17 protein-coding genes are annotated in these 20610 nt (G+C 73.7%); 8 read left to right on the top strand and 9 right to left on the bottom strand.

The features are described 5' to 3' along the window. Positions 1-35: 35 nt before the first annotated feature. From AB5970_RS18300 to AB5970_RS18280, 5 genes are all read left to right on the top strand, one after another. A complete protein-coding gene (locus AB5970_RS18300) occupies positions 36-965 on the top strand; it encodes a carbohydrate ABC transporter permease (protein WP_370505380.1) in 930 nt (309 codons plus the stop codon). Further along, entirely contained in the window at positions 962-1930 is a 969-nt protein-coding gene (locus AB5970_RS18295) for a carbohydrate ABC transporter permease (protein ID WP_370505379.1), read from the top strand. Before AB5970_RS18300 ends, AB5970_RS18295 begins: the two co-directional genes overlap by 4 nt. 95 nt (positions 1931-2025) lie before the next feature. Further along, positions 2026-3249, top strand: coding sequence for a ferrochelatase (locus AB5970_RS18290; RefSeq protein ID WP_370505378.1), 1224 nt, complete (start codon positions 2026-2028; stop codon positions 3247-3249). Positions 3250-3271: 22 nt separating this feature from the next. Further along, on the top strand, positions 3272-3964 hold the full coding sequence (gene hemQ / locus AB5970_RS18285; RefSeq protein ID WP_370505377.1) for a hydrogen peroxide-dependent heme synthase: 693 nt from the start codon (positions 3272-3274) through the stop codon (positions 3962-3964). Positions 3965-3976: 12 nt separating this feature from the next. Continuing rightward, the gene (locus AB5970_RS18280) at positions 3977-4333 is read left to right on the top strand and encodes an META domain-containing protein (protein WP_370505376.1); all 357 of its coding nucleotides are present in this window, start codon (positions 3977-3979) and stop codon (positions 4331-4333) included. 6 nt (positions 4334-4339) lie between these two features. Here the strand turns inward: AB5970_RS18280 and AB5970_RS18275 are convergent, their stop codons facing one another. Together AB5970_RS18275 and AB5970_RS18270 are read right to left on the bottom strand one after the other, a co-directional pair. Next, positions 4340-5392 carry an LLM class flavin-dependent oxidoreductase gene (locus AB5970_RS18275; protein ID WP_370505375.1) on the bottom strand — a complete coding sequence of 351 codons (1053 nt, stop codon included), beginning with the start codon at positions 5390-5392 and terminating at the stop codon, positions 4340-4342. A gap of 37 nt (positions 5393-5429) precedes the next feature. Next, the gene (locus tag AB5970_RS18270; RefSeq protein WP_370505374.1) at positions 5430-6701 is read right to left on the bottom strand and encodes a Glu/Leu/Phe/Val family dehydrogenase; all 1272 of its coding nucleotides are present in this window, start codon (positions 6699-6701) and stop codon (positions 5430-5432) included. A gap of 287 nt (positions 6702-6988) precedes the next feature. On the opposite strand from AB5970_RS18270, the gene AB5970_RS18265 reads away from it, so the two are divergent. Next, positions 6989-10270, top strand: a complete 3282-nt coding sequence (locus tag AB5970_RS18265) for a bifunctional proline dehydrogenase/L-glutamate gamma-semialdehyde dehydrogenase (RefSeq protein WP_370505373.1) — start codon at positions 6989-6991, stop codon at positions 10268-10270. Between the two features lie 67 nt (positions 10271-10337). Here AB5970_RS18265 and AB5970_RS18260 read toward each other — a convergent pair whose 3' ends face one another. The 5 genes from AB5970_RS18260 to AB5970_RS18240 form a co-directional block, all read right to left on the bottom strand. Then, positions 10338-11378: a LacI family DNA-binding transcriptional regulator gene (locus AB5970_RS18260; protein ID WP_370505372.1), complete on the bottom strand. Its 1041-nt coding sequence runs from the start codon at positions 11376-11378 to the stop codon at positions 10338-10340. A gap of 159 nt (positions 11379-11537) precedes the next feature. Further along, a complete protein-coding gene (locus AB5970_RS18255) occupies positions 11538-12452 on the bottom strand; it encodes a carbohydrate ABC transporter permease (RefSeq protein WP_370505371.1) in 915 nt (304 codons plus the stop codon). Further along, positions 12449-13456, bottom strand: coding sequence for a carbohydrate ABC transporter permease (locus tag AB5970_RS18250; RefSeq protein ID WP_370505370.1), 1008 nt, complete (start codon positions 13454-13456; stop codon positions 12449-12451). Before AB5970_RS18250 ends, AB5970_RS18255 begins: the two co-directional genes overlap by 4 nt. Positions 13457-13544: 88 nt before the next feature. Next, a complete protein-coding gene (locus tag AB5970_RS18245) occupies positions 13545-14846 on the bottom strand; it encodes an extracellular solute-binding protein (RefSeq protein WP_370505369.1) in 1302 nt (433 codons plus the stop codon). Positions 14847-15133: 287 nt separating this feature from the next. Continuing rightward, entirely contained in the window at positions 15134-15646 is a 513-nt protein-coding gene (locus AB5970_RS18240; RefSeq protein WP_370505381.1) for a DUF2505 domain-containing protein, read from the bottom strand. A gap of 106 nt (positions 15647-15752) precedes the next feature. Between AB5970_RS18240 and AB5970_RS18235 the strand changes: the two genes are divergently transcribed. Next, positions 15753-17234, top strand: coding sequence for a sensor histidine kinase (locus AB5970_RS18235; protein ID WP_370505368.1), 1482 nt, complete (start codon positions 15753-15755; stop codon positions 17232-17234). Positions 17235-17327: 93 nt separating this feature from the next. Here the strand turns inward: AB5970_RS18235 and AB5970_RS18230 are convergent, their stop codons facing one another. After that, complete coding sequence (locus AB5970_RS18230) at positions 17328-17576, bottom strand: WhiB family transcriptional regulator (protein WP_123370111.1); 249 nt, start codon at positions 17574-17576, stop codon at positions 17328-17330. A gap of 428 nt (positions 17577-18004) precedes the next feature. Between AB5970_RS18230 and AB5970_RS18225 the strand changes: the two genes are divergently transcribed. Continuing rightward, positions 18005-18403, top strand: a complete 399-nt coding sequence (locus AB5970_RS18225) for a hypothetical protein (protein WP_370505367.1) — start codon at positions 18005-18007, stop codon at positions 18401-18403. Here AB5970_RS18225 and AB5970_RS18220 read toward each other — a convergent pair. Continuing rightward, the coding region (locus AB5970_RS18220; RefSeq protein ID WP_370505366.1) for an FtsK/SpoIIIE domain-containing protein at positions 18385-20610 on the bottom strand (2226 nt) is incomplete at its 5' end. The two genes, AB5970_RS18225 and AB5970_RS18220, sit on opposite strands and share 19 nt — an antisense overlap.

Raw genomic sequence — 20610 nt, 5'->3', positions numbered from 1 at the left:
TCGTTCACGACGACACGCCCCGAGAGAAGGACCGCATGACCGCCGACAGCATCGTCGACCGACCGACCAGGAGGCGTACCCCGGCCACCTGGGTCCGTGGCGGGGGCCTGAGCACGCTGGTGTTCGCGCTGCCGATGCTGGTGATCTTCGGGGTGTTCTCGTGGGCGCCCATCGTCAAGGCCGTCGTCATGAGCTTCCAGAAGACGAACCTCGTCGTGACGTCCTGGGTGGGCCTGGAGAACTTCCAGCGCGTGTTCGCCGACCCCGTGCTGCCCATGGCCATCCGCAACACGGCCTACTTCGCGCTGCTGGCGCTGATCTTCGGCTACCCGGTGCCGCTCATCGCGGCGGTGCTCATGAGCGAGGTGCGCCGCGCCAAGGGCCTCTACTCGGCGCTGGCCTACCTGCCCGTGGTGGTCCCGCCGGTGGTCGCGGTCCTGCTGTGGAAGTTCTTCTACGACCCGCGGCCCGAGGGCGTGTTCAACACGATCATCGGCTACGTCGGGATACCGCCCCAACCCTGGCTGCAGAGCGCGACGTCGGCCATGCCGTCCCTCGTGCTCGAGGCCACCTGGGCGGCCGCCGGTGGCACCGTGATCATCTACCTCGCCGCGCTGACCAGCGTGCCCACCGAGCTGTACGACGCGGCCGAGGTCGACGGCGCCTCCGTCTGGGGCAAGATCTGGCACGTCACGATGCCGCAGCTGCGCGGCGTCCTGCTCATCACCTTCATCCTGCAGATCATCGGGACCGCCCAGGTGTTCCTGGAGCCCTACCTGTTCACCGGCGGTGGTCCCGCGAACGCGACGATCTCCGTGCTGCTGCTGGTGTACCGGTACGCGTTCCAGAACAGCCTGGGCGGGAACTACGGCATGGCGACGGCGCTGTCCCTCATGCTCGCCGTCTTCCTCGCCGTGATGTCCCTGATCTACTTCCGCCTCACGCGCAGCTGGAGCACCTCGTGACCACCACCACCCCGAAGCTGCCCGAGGCGGTCCTGCCGACCGAGCTCGAGAACGAGGCGGGCAAGCCGCGCAGCGCCGGCGCCCCCGAGGAGGACCGCACCGCGGTGTCGCAGGCCGACTGGCGTCGCCCGCGCGTGCGGCACACCTGGAACACGATGCACGTGCTCCTGCTGATCCTGCTCGTCGTGTGGTGCGTGGGCCCGCTGCTGCTGCTCGGCAAGTTCGCCGTCACCCCCACGCAGGACATCCTGCGCACGCCGCTCGCGATCTTCCCGAACGGCGTCAAGTGGTCGAACCTGCACGACGCCTGGTTCGACATCGACATCAGCAAGTACTTCGTCAACACGGTCGTGCTGGCGATCGGCTCGTGGGCCTCGCAGATGCTGGTGGCCACCACGGGCGGGTTCGTCCTGTCCGTGCTGCGGCCGCACTGGGCCCGCTACGCCCAGGGGCTCGTCCTGGCCACGCTGTTCGTCCCCGCCGTGGTCCTGCTGGTGCCGCTGTACCTGATCATCCTGCACCCGCCGCTGGTCGGGCACTCGCTGGTCAACTCCTACTGGGCGGTCTGGCTGCCCGCCGGCGCGAGCGCCTTCAACGTCGTCCTGGTCGCCCGGTTCTTCGACAACCTGCCGCGCGAGATCTTCGAGGCCGCGCGCGTGGACGGCGCCGGGCCGTTCCGGCTCTTCTGGTCGATCGTGCTGCCCATGAGCAAGCCCATCCTCGGCGTGGTGTCCGTGTTCGCGGTCATCGCGTCCTGGAAGGACTTCCTCTGGCCGCTGCTGGTCCTGCGCAACCCCGACCTGCAGCCGCTGTCCGTCCGGCTGCCGTCGCTCGAGGCCACCACCGACAAGGGCACGCTCATGGCCGCCTACGCCATCGCGACGATCATCCCGATCCTCATGTTCCTGGTGTTCCAGCGCATGTTCCTGCGCGGCGCCGGGCTCGGCGGTGCCGTCAAGGGCTGAGCGCCCGGCTTTCTGACATCGCGTCGCGACAATCTCACGGGCCGGCCGGGCCGCTCGCCGCGAAGGCGTCGCGCGGCCGGTGGGATGATCGGACGGTGGCCCCCGACACCGCTGTGAGCACCCGCGCGCCCTCGTCCGAGCTGAGCCCCGTCGCCCCGTACGACGCGCTCCTGCTGTTCTCGTTCGGCGGGCCGGACGGTCCCGACGACGTGCTGCCGTTCCTGCGCAACGTCACGGCCGGCAAGGGGATCCCGGACGAGCGGCTCGCCGCGGTCGCGGAGCACTACCACCACTTCGGCGGGGCGAGCCCGATCAACGGGCAGAACCTGGCCCTCCAGCGCGCGCTCGCCGACGAGCTCGCGCGCCGCGGGATCGACCTGCCGGTGGTGTGGGGCAACCGCAACTGGGAGCCGTACACGCGCGACGCGCTGTCGGCCGCCTACTCGGACGGTGCGCGCCGCATGGTCGCCCTGGTCACCAGCGCGTACTCGTCGTACTCGGGCTGCCGGCAGTACCGCGAGAACCTCTGGGCGTCGCTCGACGAGCTCGGCGTGGACGTCGGGCTGGGCGAGGGCGAGCACCCCCTGGTCGTCGACAAGGTGCGCTCGTACTTCAACCACCCGGGCTTCGTGCAGGCGAACGTCGACGCCGTGACCGAGGCCTACGAGTCGCTGGGCGCGGCCGGCGATGACGCCCGGCTCGTCTTCGTCACGCACTCGATCCCGGACACCATGGAGGAGGCCTCGGCGGTGAGCGGCGCGTCCTACAGCGCGCAGCACCTCGACGTCGCCGCGACGGTCGCCGCCGCGGTCGAGGAGCGCCTGGGCAGGCCCGTGACCTGGGACCTCACCTACTGCTCGCGCTCCGGGCCGCCCAGCCAGCCGTGGCTGGAGCCCGACGTCAACGACCACCTGGCCGTCCTGGCCGCCGACGGTGTGCCGGCCGTGGTCCTCTCGCCGATCGGGTTCGTCTCGGACCACATGGAGGTCGCGTTCGACCTCGACACCGAGGCGTTGGCCACGGCCGCCGAGCTCGGGCTCGTCGCCGTCCGCGCGGACAGCGTGGGCACCCGCGAGCCGTTCGTCCGCGGCCTGGTCGACCTGGTCCTCGAGCGCGCAGCCCTGGCCCGCGCGGGCTACGGCCCGACCACCGGCGTGACCGCCGACCTCGCCGTCGACGCCGCCGCCCGGCCGGTGTCCGAGGCCACCGTCGGTACGCTCCCGCCGTTCCGGTCCGTGTGCCGCCCCGGCTGCTGCGAGATGCGCGCCGGCCAGCCCAGCGGCATCCCCGCCGCCTGCTCGACCGACCCCTTGTCCTGATCCCCGACCTGGAGCATCCGCGATGACGCACGACGCCGAGACCCTCAACGCCACCGTCCGCTACACGATGTGGACCGTCTTCGCGCTCGAGGAGGTGCTGCCCGAGGACGACGACGAGCGCGCCGAGCTGATCGCGGCCGCGCAGGCGGCGGTCGCCGACGACGGCCTGGTGGTGCGCGGCTGGTACGACGTGGCCGGCCTGCGCGCGGACGCGGACCTCATGGTCTGGTGGCACGCCGCGACGGTCGAGGAGGTGCAGGGCGCCTACCAGCGGCTGCGCGCGAGCGACCTGGGCCGGCACCTGCTTCCCGTGTGGTCCGTGGTCGGGCTGCACCGCCCCGCCGAGTTCAACCGGTCGCACGTGCCCGCGTTCCTGGCGGGCGAGCCGGCGGGCGACTACATGACCGTCTACCCGTTCGTTCGGTCGTACGACTGGTACGTGCTGCCCGAGGACGACCGGCGCCGGATGCTCGTCGAGCACGGCCACGCCGCGCGCGGGTACTCGGACGTCCGCGCGAACACCGTCTCGGCCTTCGCGCTGGGCGACTACGAGTGGATCCTCGCGTTCGAGGCGCCCGAGCTGCACCGCATCGTCGACCTCATGCGCGACCTGCGCGCCACCGACGCGCGCCTGCACGTGCGCGAGGAGGTGCCGTTCTACACCGGCCCGCGCGTGACCCTGGAGACCTGGGCGGACCGCCAGCCGCGCGGGTGACATGATCGGCGCATGGTCGATCTGGCGGGGACGTGGCGGTTCACGGCGCTCGAGGGTGCCGAGGTCGCCGGGGCGCGCCGCACCACCCCGTGGCTGACGTTCGACGGTGACGGCCAGGTGTTCGGCATGGCCGGCGTCAACCGGGTGCGCGGCACGTGGGTGCTCGACGGCGACACGCTGACCTTCGGGCCGGTCGTCTCCACGCTGATGGCCGGGCCGCCGGACGCCATGGCCTGCGAGCAGGCGGTCCTGCGGCTGCTCGGCGGCGCGGTCGCCGTGTCGACACCCGACGGCGACACGCTCGCGCTCGACGGGGAGGGGTCGGCCCGCCTCGTGCGCGACCCAGCGGCGGCGGGCTCGCCGGTCTGACGCCCGTCAGGCGGCGGCGACGACCGCCGGCCAGCGCGCCGCCACCTGCTCGAGCGTGTGCACGCGGGTGGCCACGTCGTACGCGGTCCCCGTGATCATCAGCTCGTCGGCCCCGGTCCGGGCGACCAGCGCGGCCAGCTCGTCCACGGCGCGGTCGGCCGTCGTCGCGACCTGCGTGCCGGGGACGCGCGCGAAGAAGTCCGCGGCGGCCATGGGGTCGAGCGCGGCGAGCTCGCGGGCGGCGTCCTCGGGCGACACGATCGGGCCGAGCGGCCGACCCGTGCGCAGCGACAGGGCCATCACGCGGCTCGGGCCGGCCAGGTACTCGGCCTCGTCGTCGGAGTCGGCCACCAGCACGGAGGCCGACACCATCAGCCGCGGCTCGTCGAGCACCGGCGAGGGCCGGAAGGCGCGGCGGTAGGCCTCGGCGGCCTGCAGCGTGTGGCCGGTGTTGAAGTGGTGGGCGTAGCTGAACGGCAGGCCCAGCTCGCCGGCCAGCTCGGCGCTGAACGAGCTGGAACCCAGCAGCCAGACCTCGGGCGTCGACGTCGCGGCGGGCGTGGCGGACAGGCGGGTGGCGCGCAGCGAGGGCGACCGGCCCGGGAGCCGCTGACCCAGCAGGGCGAGGACGTCGATCACCTCGGCGGGGAAGTCGTCGGCACCCAGTCCCTCGACCGTGCGGCGCAGGGCGGCGGCGGTCATGGGGTCCGCGCCCGGCGCGCGGCCGATGCCCAGGTCGATGCGGTCGGGGTGCAGCGCCTCGAGCATCGCGAACTGCTCGGCGACCACGAGCGTGGGGTGGTTGGGCAGCATGACCCCGCCCGAGCCCACCCGGATGCGGTCCGTCGCCGCGGCGAGGTGCGCGAGCAGGACGCCGGGGGACGTCGAGGCGACCGCGGGCATCGCGTGGTGCTCGGCCACCCAGAACCGGGCGTAGCCCGCGGCGTCGGCGACGCGGGCCAGCGTGGTCGTGGCGGCCAGCGCGTCGGCGGACGACTGGCCGACGGCGACCGGGGAGGTGTCGAGCACGGACAGGGGCACGGGGTTCGGACGAGTCACCTCGTTCGCAACACCCGCACCCCCGCCCGTACTCCCGTCAGGGGTAGAGGCCGCGGATCTGGTGGGCCTCGGCGACGCGACGGACGCCGATCGTGAGCGCTGCGTCGCGCAGCGAGACGCCCTCGGCCTGCGAGACGGACGCGACCGCGCGGTAGGCCTGCACCATGCGGTGCTCGAGGCGGTCCTCGATCTCCTGCTCGGTCCACCAGTACGCCTGGTTGGCCTGCACCCACTCGAAGTACGACACGACGACGCCGCCGGCGTTGGCGAGGATGTCGGGGACGACGACGACCCCGCGCTCCGCGAGGACCCGGTCGCCCTCGTGGGTCGTCGGGCCGTTGGCCGCCTCGACCACCCAGCGCGCCTTGACCCGACCGGCGGCCTCGGCGTCGAGGACGCCCTCGACCGCCGCCGGGATGAGCACGTCCACGTCGAGCGCGAGGAGCTCGGTGTTGTCGATGGCCGACCCGCCGTCGAACCCGGTGACGGTGCCCGTCGCCTCCACGTGCCGCATGAGCGCCACGATGTCGAGGCCGTCGCTGTTCATCACGCCGCCGAGCTCGTCGCTGACCGCGACCACCCGGCTGCCGGCGTCGTGCAGGAACCGTGCCGCGTGCGAGCCGACCTTTCCGAAGCCCTGCACGGCCGCGGTCACCTCGTCGAGGCGGACGCCCGCGTCGGCGAGCGCGGAGGCGGCCAGGTGCACGACGCCGCGGGAGGTGGCCGTGGCGCGGCCCAGCGACCCTCCGACCGCCAGCGGCTTGCCGGTGGTGACGGCGGGGATGGTGTAGCCGAGGTTGACCGAGTACGTGTCCATGACCCAGGCCATGGTCTGCTCGTTGGTGCCGATGTCGGGCGCCATGATGTCCCGCTCGGGGCCGATGATCGGCATGATCTCGCTGGTGTAGCGGCGGGTCACGCGCTCGAGCTCGGCCTGCGAGTACTGCCGCGGGTCGATGGTGACGCCGCCCTTGGCGCCGCCGTACGGGACGTCGACGACCGCACACTTCCAGGTCATCCACATGGCGAGCGCGCGCACCTCGTCGACGTCGACGGAGGAGGAGTAGCGCAGCCCGCCCTTGCCCGGGCCGCGGGAGATGTTGTGCTGCACGCGGTACCCGGTGAACAGCTCGATCTCGCCGTTGTCCCGACGCAGGGGGACAGCGACGTTCATCTCGCGCCGGGGTGTGGCGAGCATGCGGTGGAGCCCCTCGGGGTAGCCGAGGATCTCGACGGCCGAGGCGAGCTGTGCCTGGGCGGTGGCGAGGGGCGTGGTCTGCTGCGGGGTCTCCGCTGTGAGGTCCGTCACGTCCCCCACCTTGTCACCGCTTCCGGCCCGCGCCCGGCAGGACCGAAGGGCGAGCCGGGCGTGTCCGAGGCGCGGGCAGGAGGAATCGGGCAACGCGGGCGCACGCGGCCGACGGTCCTGGTCAGCGCGGCGTCCGTCGCCCGGCGCGCGCGCGGGATTCACCCGCGGCCGGGAGACTGACCGGCGGGTCCACCGGCATCCGGGCGACGGACGTCGCACGGACGGTCCCGGACAGCCCAGACTGGGCCCGGGCCGAGACCCGGTCCACCCCGAGGACGAGGAGAACCATGTCGACCACAGGCGACGTCACCGAGGACGCGATCCGGCTGGCACGGCGCTGGTTGTCGGCGACGGCGGAGGGCCAGACCGCCACGGAACGGCGGACCACCGGTCGGTTGGCGGCCCTGGTCGCGGACCCCGCGGGGCTCGAGCTCGCGGTGCGGTTCGTCGACCGCGTGGCGCGCCCCCAGGACGTGCGGGTGGCCGCGCGGGAGCTGGCCGGCCTGACGTCCGGGGCGGCCTCCGGCTTCCTCGGCCCGCTCGACCGCGCGATGCTCGGTGTGGGTGCGCGGGTGGCCCCCGTGCTGCCGGGCGTCGTGGTGCCCGCGGCCCGGCAGCGCCTGCGCAGCCTGGTGGGTCACCTGGTGGCCGACGACGGGCCCGGCCTGGCCACGCACCTCGCGGCCACGCGGGCGGAGGGCTTCCGGCTGAACCTCAACCTGCTGGGCGAGGCCGTGCTGGGCGAGCACGAGGCGACCGCCCGCCTGGCCCGGGTGCGGGCGCTGGTCGAACGGCCCGACGTCGACTACGTGTCCGTCAAGGTGTCGGCCGTGGCCAGCCAGCTGTCCACCTGGGACACCGAGGGCAGCGTCGCGCGCGTGGTCGACCGCCTGCGGCCGCTGTACCTGGCCGCGGCCCGCCACGGCACGTTCCTCAACCTCGACATGGAGGAGTACCGCGACCTCACGCTCACCCTGCGGGTGTTCGAGCGGCTGGCCTCGGACCCCGAGCTGCTGGGCGCGGAGGCCGGCATCGTGCTGCAGGCGTACCTGCCCGACGCCGCGGACGCCCTCGACGAGCTGACGGGCATCGCCGAGCAGCGGCGCGAGGCGGGCGGCGCGCGCCTCAAGGTGCGCCTGGTCAAGGGCGCCAACCTCGCGATGGAGCAGGTCGAGTCCGAGCTGCACGGCTGGCCCCAGGCGCCCTACGGCTCCAAGCCCGAGGTCGACGCGGCGTACCTCCGGCTGGTCGACCGGGCGCTCGACCCGGCGCGCACTTCCGCCCTGCGCGTCGGCGTCGCGAGCCACAACCTCTTCCACGTGGCCGCCGCGCACCTGCTCGCCCAGCAGCGGGGGGTCGCCGAGGCGCTCGACATCGAGATGCTGCAGGGCATGGCCCCGGCCCAGGCGCGCGCGGTCCGCGACGAGGTCGGCGCGGTGCTGCTCTACACGCCGGTGGTCGCGCGCCACGACTTCGACGTCGCCATCTCCTACCTGGTCCGCCGCCTGGAGGAGAACTCCGCGAGCCAGAACTTCCTGCACGCGCTGTTCGCGCCCGGCGACGCGATGGACGCGCAGGAGGAGGCGTTCCGGGTGGCGTACCGCGACCGCGACGAGCCGTCGACGGCGGCCCGCCGCGGGGCCCGGCCGTTCGCCGACGCCCCCGCCGCCGACGGCTTCGCCAACACGCCCGACACCGACCCCGCGGTCGGCGTCGCGCGGGCCTGGGCGCGGGGGATCGTCGACCACGACGTCCCGACGCCCGACGGCGCCGTGACGGTCGCGACGACCGACGAGGTCGACGCGGTCGTGGCGCGGGCGTCCGACGCGCTGCCCGCGTGGGCGGCGACGGACCCGGCCGACCGCGCCCGCGCCCTGCACGCAGTCGCCGCCGCGCTGGAGGACGCGCGCGGCGACCTGGTGGCGACGATGGTCCACGAGGCCGGCAAGACCGTCGCCGAGGCGGACCCCGAGGTCAGCGAGGCCGTCGACTTCGCGCGCTACTACGCGGAGCGCGCGGCCGAGCTCGCCGACGGCGTGGTGCCCGGCGCCGTGCACCGGCCGCACGGGCTCACGGTGGTGACCCCGCCGTGGAACTTCCCCGTCGCGATCCCCGTCGGCTCGGTGCTGGCGTCCCTGGCCGCCGGCAGCCCGGTGCTGGTCAAGCCCGCCCCCCAGGCGCCCCGGTGCGGCCAGGTCGCCATGGCGGCGGTCCAGCGGGGGCTCGACGACGCCGGCGCGCCCCCGGGGATCCTCACCGTCGTGCTGAGCCCCGAGGGCGACGTCGGGCGCCGGCTGGTCACGCACCCCGACGTCGCGCGCGTGATCCTCACGGGCTCGATCGAGACCGCGCAGCTGTTCGCCGGCTGGCGGCCCGACCTGGACGTCCTGGCCGAGACGTCCGGCAAGAACGCGCTGGTCATCACGCCGTCGGCGGACGTGGACCTCGCGGTCGCCGACCTGGTGCGCAGCGCGTTCGGGCACGCCGGGCAGAAGTGCTCCGCGGCCTCGTTGGCGATCCTCGTCGGCTCCGCGGGCCGGTCCGACCGGCTGCGCCGCCAGCTCGCCGACGCGGTCGCGTCCCTGCGCGTCGGACCCTCGACCGACCTGGGGACCGCCGTCGGCCCGCTCACCGAGCCGGCCGCGGGCAAGCTGCTGCGCGCGTTGACCACCCTCGACCCGGGGGAGTCGTGGCTGGTGGCCCCCCGCCGGCTCGACGACGAGGGCCGCCTGTGGAGCCCCGGCGTCAAGCACGGCGTCGCGGCCGGCTCGTGGTTCCACACCACGGAGTGCTTCGGCCCCGTGCTCGGCATCATGCGCGTCGAGACCCTCGACGAGGCCATCGACCTGCAGAACGCCGTGGCGTTCGGGCTGACCGGCGGCCTGCACTCGCTCGACGAGGCCGAGATCGACCACTGGCTCGACCGGGTCGAGGTGGGCAACGCCTACGTCAACCGGCACATCACCGGCGCGATCGTGCAGCGCCAGCCCTTCGGCGGCTGGAAGGCGTCGACCGTGGGACCCGGCGCCAAGGCGGGCGGCCCGCACTACGTCGCGCAGGTCGGCCGCTGGCAGGACGCTCCCGACGTCCCCCAGGAGGACGCCGCCTGGCTCGCCTGGGCGGCGCGGGACGACGAGCGGGTGTGGGCCGACGACCTCGGCCGGGAGCACGACCCGTCCGGCCTGCGCGTCGAGGCGAACATCCTGCGCTACCGCCCCGTGCCGGGCCTGGTGCTGCGGGTGGGGTCGGACGCGCGGGACCGCGAGGTCGCCCGGGTGCGGCACGCCGCCGCGACCGCGGGCGTGCCCGTCACGGTGAGCGACGCCGCGGCCGAGTCGCACGAGGCGTTCGCGGGCCGGGTCCGGGCCGGCCTGGTCACCGGGCGCGTCCGCGTGGTCGGGTCGGCCCCGGGCCTGCGCGAGGCCGCGGCCACGCGGGCCGGCCAGGTCACCGTGCTCGACGGGCCGGTGCTGGCCAGCGGCGCGCGCGAGCTGCTCACGGTCGTGCGCGAGCAGGCGGTGAGCCGCACCCTGCACCGCTTCGGGCACGTGCCGCCGGCCGACGCCTGACGACCGACGGGATGCGCGAGGGCCCGGTGGGATCACCCACCGGGCCCTCGTGCTCGGCGCGCTCCCGCTACGCCGAGTCCCTGATGACCAGCTCGGGCGCGAAGATCAGCGGCGGCGACGGCGGCGCCCCGTTGAGCTGGTCGAGCAGCCGGGCACCCGCGGCGCGCGCCATGGCGACGACCGGCTGGATGACGCTGGTGAGCGGGGGAGTGGTCGACGCCGCGACCCCGAGGTTGTCGTACCCCACCACGGCGATGTCGCCGGGGACGTCCTTGCCGTGCTCCGCGAGCACGCTCAGCGCGCCCGCGGCCATGAGGTCGGAGGCGATGAAGATCGCGTCGACGTCGGGGTGCCGGGCCAGCAGCTCGCGGGCCGCGATCGTGCCCGACGCCATGGTGAAGTCGCCGTGCACCACCGCGTCGTCGGACATCCCCGCGGCGCGCATGGCGGCGCGCCAGCCCGTGAGGCGGTCGATGCCGGCGGACATGTCGGCCGGGCCGGCGATCGTGGCGATGCGGCGGCAGCCCCGGTCGATGAGGTGCTGCGTGGCCAGCCGGCCGCCCTCGACGTTGTCGGTGTCGACGTACTGCACGTCGCGCTCGTCGGCGGACAGCGGCCGGCCGACGAAGACGTTCGGCACGTGCGAGATCTGCAGCGCCCGGTCCAGCTCGTCGTTGGCGTGGTGCGAGACCACGATCGCGCCGTCGACGTGCCCGTTGCGCAGGTAGCGCACGGTGCGCTCGCTCTCGCCGGGCCGCGCGATCACCAGGACGACCTGCATGTCGGAGTCCGCCAGCGAGCTCGACAGGCCGTTGAGCGTGCCCGCGAAGAACGGGTCCGAGAGCACGCGCTCGTCGGGCTCGGGGACGACGAGGGCGATCGAGTCGGTGCGCTTGGTCACCAGCGAGCGGGCCGCGCGGTTGGGCGTGTAGCCGAGGTCGGCGACCGCGGCCTCGACCGAGGCGAGGGCCTCGGGAGACACGCGCAGACCGCCGTTGATGGCGCGCGAGGCCGTCGAGCGCGAGACGCCCGCGCGCTCGGCGACCTGCTCGAGCGTCGGCGCGGGGGGCCGCGCTGGGTCCACGTGGACCGGGATGTTGTCGACCACCGTTGGTCTTCCCTCCTGTGGCTGCCGCAGCAGCGATGACGAGCATGTGACGGGAAGGGCGGGGTGCCGGGGAGCACCCCGCCCTGTCCGGTCGGCCGGGCTCTCGGGTCGGTTCGACCCCGATCGTCCGGGACGTGCGAGAGACAGTCTGCCGCGTGCTCAGCCCTTGACGGCACCCTGCATGATGCCGGCCACCAGCTGACGGCCCGCGACGAAGAACAGGATGATCAGCGGGATCGTGGAGACGGTGACGCCCGCCATGATCAGCGACATGTCCTTGAAGTACGACGCCTGGAGCAGCTGGATGGCCACCGGGAGCGTCGGGTTCTGCGGTCCGAGGACGATGAACGGCCAGAAGAAGTTCGTCCACGAGGCGACGAACGTGAACAGGCCGAGCATGACGGCCGCGGGGCGCGCCGCCGGGAGGGCGATGTGCCAGAACGTCCGGATCATCGACGCCCCGTCGACGCGGGCGGCCTCGACCAGCTCGTACGGCAGGGCCGACTCGAGGTACTGCGTCATCCAGAAGACGCCGAACGCGGTGACCAGGCCGGGCACGATGACGGCGATGAGCTTGCCGGTCCACCCGAGCTGGGACATGAGGATGAAGAGCGGGACGATGCCCAGCTGCGTCGGCACGGCCGTGGTGGCGATGACGAACACGAGCAGGGCGTTGCGACCACGGAAGCGCAGCTTGGAGAACGAGAAGCCGGCCAGCGTCGAGAAGAGCACCACGGACAGCGCGGTGATCGTGCCGACGATGATCGAGTTGCCGAGCGCCTTCCAGAACTGGATGTCGCCGTTCAGCACCTTGCCGACGTTGGTGAAGAACTCGCCCTGGGGGATCAGCGACGGGATCGGGTGCTGCGCGATGTACGCCGAGTTCGACGACGCCAGCAGGAACGCGTAGTACAGCGGGGCGATCGCCAGGACGATCGCGACCGTGAGCAGGGTGTACGTGACCCAGCCCGGACGACGCTCGGACCCGGCGGCCGTGGAGCGGCTCCGCCCGGCAGCACGGGCGGCGCCACGGCCGGCGGTCTGCCGGATGACCGGCAGCGAGGGGGCGCTCATCGGGAGACCTTCTTCCGCTTCTGCGTGGACGAGTCGGACGAGATCCGGCGCGTGATCGAGAAGTTGATCAGGCCGATCACGACGATGATGAGGAACAGGATCCAGGCCACCGCGGACGCGCGTCCGAAGCTCTTCTGGTTGCCCCAGCCCAGCTCGTAGATGTACATGGTCGCCGTCATCCACTGACGGCTCGGGCCACCCTGGCCGGTCTGGTCGAACAGGCGCGGCTCGTCGAAGATCTGCAGGCCACCGATGGTCGACGTGATGACCACGAAGATGATGGTCGGACGCAGCATCGGCACGGTGACGGAGAAGAACTGACGCACGCGGGTGGCGCCGTCGAGCACGGCGGCCTCGTAGAGGTCGCGCGGGATGGCCTGCATGGCCGCGAGCAGGATCAGGGTGTTGTAGCCCGTCCAGCGGAAGTCGACCATGGTGGCGATCGCGATGTGGCTGGGCAGCACCGCGGCGTGCCAGCCGATGGGGTCGATGCCGACGTAGCCGAGGACCGTGTTGATGAGGCCGGACTTGTCGGCGAACAGCTTGCCGAAGATCAGGCTGACCGCGACGGGGGCCACGACGTACGGCAGCAGGACGCCCATGCGCCAGAACGTCCGCGCGCGCAGGTTCGCGTCGAGGAGCGCCGCGAGCACGATCGCGATGATCAGCTGGGGCACCGTCGACAGGATGAAGATGCTGAAGGTGTTGCGCAGGCCCTTCCAGAAGTTGGGCTCCTGGATGACGAAGAGGTAGTTCTGCAGCCCGACGAAGTCGCCCTTGCCGCCGATGAGGTTCCAGTCGTGCAACGACACGAAGGCCGTGTACACGAGCGGGAACAGGCCCGTCAGCGCGAACAGCAGGAAGAACGGCGAGATGTAGAGGTAGGGCGAGACCTTGACGTCCCAGCGACCGAGGGTCTGGCTGAAGCCGACGCGGCGGGGCACGCGCTCGGGGTCACGCTGGCGACCGCTGTCGAGCTGGGGCGAGGTGGTGGAGGTAGCCATCAGGTGTCCTTCGTGGCAGTGGTCAGGAGCCTACGCTGGCGGGGCCGGGCCGATGGGTGACCCACCGGCCCGGCCCCTGTGGCTAGGGTCAGCCGAGAGCGTTGACCGCGCTCACGAAGGTGTCCCACTGAGCAGCGGGGTCACCACCGTTGACGTCGACCTCGGTCAGGGCCGACTGCATCGCGTCGTTGACGGCGAAGTAGTTCGGGCCCTTGAAGGGAGCGACGATGCCCACGGCGCGGTTGGCCAGGATCTGGCCGGCCGGGGCGTTGTTGAAGAACGCGTTCGTGGAGCTGAGCAGCTCGTCCGAGGACAGCGCCTCGGTCTGGCTCGGGAACGTGCCCTTGTTCTTGTAGGCCTGGAGCTGCTGCTCCGGAGCCGTCAGCCAGGCGGCGAACTTCTTGGCCGCCTCGGTGTGCTTGCCCTGGGCGGGGACGGTCATGAACGAGCCGCCCCAGTTGCCGGCGCCGCCGGGGAAGACGTCCGCGATGTCCCAGCCGGTCACGCCGGCCGAGTTGCCCTCGATGACACCGAGCATCCAGCCCGGGGCCAGCATGGTCGCGAAGCCGTCCGTCTGGAACGAGGCGGTCCAGTCGTCGCTCCACTGGCCGAGGTGGGCCGACAGGTTGTCGGTGACCGAGGCCTTCGTGACGGCGTCGTAGATGTCCTTCACGTCGGGGTTCGTGGCGGCGATGATCGTGCCGTCCTTGTCCTCGTACGCGTTCTGGACCTGGTTGATCATGCCCTGGTAGATGGCACCAGCGGCGTCGAAGAACGGCTTGCCCGTGGCGTCGGTGTACTGCTTGCCGACCTCGAAGTACTTGTCCCACGTCGCGTCCTTGCCACCGAGCAGCTCGGCGACGGCGGCGCGGTCGGTCGGGAGACCGGCGGCGGCGAACAGGTCGGAGCGGTACGCGATGGCCTCGGGGCCGATGTCGGTGCCGTAGCCGAGCAGGACGCCGTCGGGCGTCGTGGCCTGCGCGACCTTCCAGTCGAGCCAGCGGCCGTCGAGGGCCGGGTCCGTCAGGTCGACGAACTTGTCCGGGTACTGCATGAGCTCGGGGAGCCAGTCGATCTCGATCATCTCGACGTCGGAGGCGCCGGAACCCGACGCGAGGCGCGTGTTCAGGTTGTCGCGGGCCTCGTTCGAGGTCGCGGCCTTCTTGTTCTCGATCGTGATGCCGGGGTTCTCGTCCTCGTACTGCTTGAACATCTCGTCCGTGTAGCCGGGCTCGTTGAACGTGCCGAGCGTCAGCGTGATGTTCTCGGCACCGGCCGAGGAACCCTCGTCGCTGGGCGTGTTCGAGTTGCCCGAGCAAGCGGTGGCGAGGAGGGCGATGCCCGTGACCCCCGCCGCGGCCGCCCACATCTTGCTAGTGGTCTTGCGCACTGTGACTCCCTTGTCAGTCGGACGGCGTCCTCGCCGTACCCCTAGGGCACCCGCCGACCGTTCGCCGCAGGGGGCGCGGACGGACGTCGGGTTGGGCCGTGTGGACCCGGCGTGGTCGCGTTCCCATCCGCAGTGATGCGGGAGCGTTCCCACGCGCTGCGGATACTGTCGTCGGCGGCTTCACAGGTGTCAAGGAGGCACGGGGGTTGATCTGCCGTGGTAGCGATCCCACACCATCGTTTGTGCAGGTCACAGCGATATGGACACGGGTCCGTGTTACCGAATCGTTACGGCTGCGGAGCCCGTCCGTGACCGGCGATCCAGCGACGCGCCACGTCCTGCTCGACCTCCAGCGCGGACCGGATCGCCCCGGCCGTCGCCTGCTCGATCGCGGAGCCGAAGAGGGGCACCGTCGCCCGCAGCTCGCCGTCGTAGGTGACCGTGGTGGCGCCGGGTGCCGTCGACGTGAGCGCTGTGCGCCCGCTGAGCCGCACCGGTGCGCCCGCGATCTCGACCACCACGGTGCCCACGCGCGAGCCGTCCGGCTCGGGCGCCTCCCAGGCCTCGACCTGCCGCACGTCGATCCGGGTGCCGACGAAGCCCCGCAGGTGCGCCGGGATCTGGTCGGTGGGCAGCGCCCGCCGGGTGGTCACCGTGAAGGCCTCGTCCGCCGAGCCGGTGATGTCGACGTGCTGCTCGAGCGCGCCGCTGGCCCGGACCTTCTGGTGCACGTACTCGGGGTCGGCGAGCAGCCGTGCCGCCGCGTGGGCGTCGGTGGGCAGGTCGAGCGTCACGCTCATTCGCACGGCGGGTCCTTCGAGGGTCGAGGTGGTTCGTCCGAGGCTATCTGCCCACGTCCTGGCCGTCCTGCCCGTGGCCGGGCCGGCGCCACCTACCCTGGTCCCCGTGTCCACCCTGAGCACCCTCGCCGCTCGTCATGCCGCGCTCGACGCCCATGACCTCGAGTGGCTGCACCTGCTCGTCGGCGACTGGCAGGTGCTGTCGGACCTGGCGTTCGCCGACCTGGTGCTCTGGCTGCCGACCACGGACGGCGACTTCGTCGCGATCGCGCAGTGCCGCCCCTCGACGGGCGCGACCGTGCACTACGACGACGTGGTCGGGTCGAGCGCGCCCGAGGGCCAGCGCCCCCAGCTTCAGCGCTCGCTCGACGAGCGGGCCGCGCAGCGCTCGCGCGAGCCGCGCTGGTTCGGCTCCTACGCCGTGCGCGAGGAGGCCGTCCCCGTGGTCCGCCGCGGCCGGGCGATCGCGGTGCTCGCGCGCCAGACCAACCTGGGCGGCGCCCGGACCCCCAGCCGGCTCGAGCTCAACTACGTCGAGGCCGCCGACGACATCTTCGCGATGGTGGGGCGCGGCGAGTTCCCCGCTCCCGACGCGCCGACCGGCCCCCGGCGCGGCGCCCCCCGCGTCGGCGACGGCCTGGTGCGGCTCAACTCCGAGGGCGAGGTGCTCTACGCCAGCCCCAACGCCCTGTCCTGCTTCCACCGGCTCGGCGTGGTGGGAGACCTCGTCGGGCGCTCGCTGGTCGAGGTCACCGCGGAGCTCATCGAGCAGCACGACACGGTCGACGAGTCGATGCCCCTGGTCCTCATGGGCCGGGCACCCTGGCGCGTCGACGTCGAGGCGCGCGGCGTGGCGCTCTCCCTGCGCGCGGTGCCCCTCACCGAGCACGGCCAGCGGGTGGGCGCGGTGCTGCTGTGCCGCGACGTCTCGGAGCTGCGCCGTCGCGAGCGCGAGCTGATCACCAAGGACGCGACGATCCGCGAGATCCACCACCGCGTGAAGAACAACCTGCAGACCGTCGCCGCGCTGCTGCGGCTTCAGTCGCGCCGGGTCGACTCGCCGGAGGCCAAGGAGGCGCTGGGGGAGGCCATGCGGCGCGTGGCCACCATCGCCCTGGTGCACGAGACGCTGTCGCAGACCCTCGACGAGAGCGTGCCGTTCGACGACCTCGTCGGACGCAGCCTGCGGCTCGCCGCGGACGTCGCCACCGAGGGCGCCCACGTCCGCACGCTGGTGCGCGGCTCGTTCGGCTCGATCCCCGCGGAGGACGCCACCGCGCTCGCCCTGATCCTCACCGAGCTGGTGACCAATGCGGTCGAGCACGGGTTCGACGGGCGGGAGTCGGGGACGGTCGAGGTGATCGTCGAGCGGGAGGACGACCGGCTGCGGGTCGAGGTGGCCGACGACGGCTCCGGGCTGCCCGCCGAGCGGGGGGCCGGCACCGGCCTGGGCACGCAGATCGTCTCCACGCTGGTCACCAACGAGATGCGGGGGACCATCGAGTGGTCGAGCCGCGAAGGCGGCGGGACCTCGGTCGTCATCGAGGCCCGGCTGCGCGCACCGCGGGACGGCGCGTCGCTGCTCTGACCGGCCCGGTCGACCGGCACGTCGGCCGACGACGTCGCCCGGGCGTGACTCGGCCCCGCCACGCGGAGCGCGACGGGGCCGGTGGAGCGAGAGTCAGCTGGCGCGGCGCTGGCGCGCGGTGCGGCGCTTGAGCGCGCGGCGCTCGTCCTCGGAGAGGCCGCCCCAGACGCCGGCGTCCTGCCCGGTCTCGATCGCCCACTTGAGGCACGTGTCGACGACGGGGCAGCGGCGGCAGACGGCCTTCGCCTCGTCGATCTGCAGCAGCGCGGGTCCGGTGTTCCCGATGGGGAAGAACAGCTCCGGGTCCTCGTCGAGACACGCTGCGCGGTGGCGCCAATCCATGGTTTCTCTCCTAGGCACACGCCTAGCCGGCGCCCGGGGTGAGGGCGCGCGTGACTGAACGTGAGATCGGGGGTGGGGGTTTCTTGCTGCGTCAAGGCTCGCACCCGTGCCAGGACTGCACAAGGGTTACGGGGAGGTTTCCTCTCCGTGAAGGCTGAGGTGTTCGTCACACCTGTGAACGACCGGTGCGGAGCCTGAGTCCGCATGATGCTGCAGGTGAGGGGCGTTGTAGGACCAACGTCCGGGGCGACGCGCCGGTCGGTGGAGGTGATCGGCGTCACGTCGTGGCGTGAGACACCCCCGCGGCGTGGTATCGCAGGTTTCGTCCCGTGGCCGGAGCGATCTCGCCAGCGTAGGCGTGGGACCTTCGGCCCGCCTCTGGGGGAGCCGGATCCTGCGGTCGCCGCCGGCTGCCTAGGCTCTCGGGTGTGACCGCACGCCGCCCCGCCCTGCTGCTCGTCGTCTGCCTCCTCGTGACCCTCGAGGCCGCCGCCTTCCTCGGGCTCGGCATCGCCTGGACCGTCGACGTCGTGCGGGGCACCGCGACCCTGCCCGGCGCGAGCCTGTTCCTCGCGGCGTTCGGCGTCGGCATCGCGCTCCTGCTGCTGCTCGGCGCGCGCGGCCTGTGGCGCGGGCGGCGCTGGGCCCGCTCGCCGGTGATCACCTGGCAGATCCTGCTGGTGGTGCTCGCGCTCGGCTGGCTCAGCTCGCAGCCGTCCGTGTGGGGGGTCGTCGTCCTGGTGGTCGCGACGCTGGTCGGCGTGGGGCTGCTGCTGCCGCCGGTCGTGGCGGTCACCGCGGGGTCACGTCAGGCGCCCGTCGAGTAGACCTGCACGACGGCGGCGTCCCGCCCCTGGAGCAGGACGCCCCGCCCGGGAGGCCGCCGGCGCGGGTCCTCGCTCCAGGCCGCCCGCGGGCCGACCAGCTCGGCCGACGCCGGGTCGTGCACGTCCAGCACGAGCGTCCGCCGCCGCCGGAGCAGGACCGGGACGGCACCGCGGAAGGCCTGCGCCGCCGAGGCCGACGTGACCGCGGCGACGACGCTGCCGGTGGGCACCGACCCGAGCAGCCCGCCGAGCGACGGGTGGCTGCGCTCGAGGTCGTCGAGGTCGTCCACCAGGAGGACCGGCGGCCCGGTCGCGCGACGGCACGCCGCGTCCAGGTCGTCGACCGTGACGTCCCGCACGCCCGGCAGGCCCGGCGCGCCGGCGGCCGGGTCGACCAGCCGCAGGGGCGCGCACCCGGCCCGGACCAGCGCGACCGCGACCACCTCCAGCGCGGTGCTGCGGCCCGAGCCGGGCGGCCCGGCCACCAGCAGCCCGTGCGCCAGGTCCACCCAGAGGATCCCGGCGTCGTCGCCGCCGCGGCCGAGGGGCACGGCGAGCGGGTCCGTCCGCGCGCGGGAGTCCCCGGGGAGGTCGGCGCGGTCGGGCAGCGGCCGGACGCGCACGGGAGGGGCGGACGCCGGCTCCCGCTCCGGGTCGCCGAGTTCTCCGGGTAGCGCGACCTGGCAGAGCACGGCGCCGGACGCGTGCAGGTGCACGGCCCGGCCGGGGGACGACCGACCGCCGGCCAGGGCGGCCGGCACCCCGGCGAGCACGTCGAGGGCCGGGTCCGCCAGGGGGAGCACGAGGCGGTGGGCGAACCCCGCGGCGTGGTGCAGCGTGCCCGCACCCGCGTCCGAGCCGGCCGCGACGGCGGTGCGGCCCGTGGCTCCCCGCCAGAGCGCCGTCAGCCGCTCGGCGCCGGCCCCGCGGGCGAGCCGGCCGAGCGACTCCAGCAGCAGGTCCAGGCGGTCCACCAGCAGCACGGCCGGCGTCGGACCGGCGGCGAGCAGCTCGAGCAGGCGGGCGGAGGCGCGCGCGTCGTCCGTGTCCAGCACGCTGCCGAGCCCGCCGTGCGCGTCGGCCCCGCGCAGCCGGTCGACGGCGCCGCCCGGCAGGCCGACGGCGTGCACGTGCCACCCCCGCGCGAGCGCGCCGGTCCCGACCGTGAGCAGCGTGGTCGTCCGGCCCGAGCGAGGGCCGCCGAGCACCAGCAGGTGCCCGCCCGCCGGGTCCCACCGCACCGCGCCGCGTCGCAGCTGGTCCGGGAGGTCGGCGACGGCCAGCGGGAGGCCGGTGCCCGCGGGGACGTCGTCGACCCGGACCTCGCGCGGCAGCCCCGGGAGCCACGGGGGTCGCGCGCCGGGCGGCCGGAGCGCGGCGGCACGGACGGCGGCCCGCACCCACTCCTCGACGGCGTCGGCGCGCTCGCGCGGCTCGACGCGGGTGGGCGACCACGTGGCGCCATCCGGCCACGCCCGGGCAGGGCGGACCACCGGCCGCGCGCTCGTCGCGACCGCGCGGGCCACCTGGACCGGCTCGAGCGGGCGGCTGCCCCGGCGCAGCCAGGCGCGCCCGGGGGTGGCGGGGTTGATGCGGGCCGCGTCGGGCGCGTCGAGGACGTCGGTGGAGTCGGCCGGGTCGGTGACGCGCAGGGCGATCCGCAGGGCGAGGTTGGCCCGCAGGTCGGCGCCGACCGCTCCTGCGGGGCGCTGCGTGGCCAGGACCAGGTGGACCCCGAGCGCGCGGCCCTGGGCGGCGATGCGGGCGAGCGCGGCCGACGCGTCTGGGACGTCCTCGGTGAGCGCACGGAGCTCGTCGACGACGACGAGCAGGCGCGGGGGCGTGCCGGCGGCCGCGGGATCCAGGTCGCGCAGGTCGCGGGCACCGGCCGCAACGAGGATCCCCTCGCGGCGACGCAGCTCGGCGCGCAGCGCGGCCAGCACCCGCCGCGCGTGCGCCGCGTCCAGGTCGGTGACGTGCTCCAGCACGTGGGGCAGCACCGCGACCGGCCCGAGGCCGGTGCCTCCCTTGAAGTCCACGAGCAGGACGGCCAGGCGGTCCGGCGGGTGCGTCAGGGCGAGCGCGAGCACCAGGGTGGTGAGCAGCTCGGACTTGCCGGCGCCGGTGGTGCCCGCGACGAGCAGGTGCGGTCCGTCGCGGACGAGGTCGACGGTCGTCGTGCCGCCGCCCGGGCCGACGCCGAGCGG

The organism is Cellulomonas sp. ICMP 17802 (assembly GCF_041295535.1).
Lineage (GTDB): Bacteria > Actinomycetota > Actinomycetes > Actinomycetales > Cellulomonadaceae > Cellulomonas.
Note: the sequence above shows the minus strand (reverse complement) of the source record. Positions and strands in the feature narration are given on the sequence as shown.

What these genes read in the sequence shown, in the direction of transcription:
- AB5970_RS18300 (WP_370505380.1), top strand. Translation starts at nt 36, where the DNA reads ATGACCGCCGACAGCATCGTCGACCGACCGACCAGGAGGCGTACCCCG.
- hemQ (WP_370505377.1), top strand. Translation starts at nt 3,272, where the DNA reads ATGACGCACGACGCCGAGACCCTCAACGCCACCGTCCGCTACACGATG.
- AB5970_RS18280 (WP_370505376.1), top strand. Translation starts at nt 3,977, where the DNA reads ATGGTCGATCTGGCGGGGACGTGGCGGTTCACGGCGCTCGAGGGTGCC.
- AB5970_RS18265 (WP_370505373.1), top strand. Translation starts at nt 6,989, where the DNA reads ATGTCGACCACAGGCGACGTCACCGAGGACGCGATCCGGCTGGCACGG.
- AB5970_RS18255 (WP_370505371.1), bottom strand. Translation starts at nt 12,452, where the DNA reads ATGAGCGCCCCCTCGCTGCCGGTCATCCGGCAGACCGCCGGCCGTGGC.
- AB5970_RS18250 (WP_370505370.1), bottom strand. Translation starts at nt 13,456, where the DNA reads ATGGCTACCTCCACCACCTCGCCCCAGCTCGACAGCGGTCGCCAGCGT.
- AB5970_RS18240 (WP_370505381.1), bottom strand. Translation starts at nt 15,646, where the DNA reads ATGAGCGTGACGCTCGACCTGCCCACCGACGCCCACGCGGCGGCACGG.
- AB5970_RS18230 (WP_123370111.1), bottom strand. Translation starts at nt 17,576, where the DNA reads ATGGATTGGCGCCACCGCGCAGCGTGTCTCGACGAGGACCCGGAGCTG.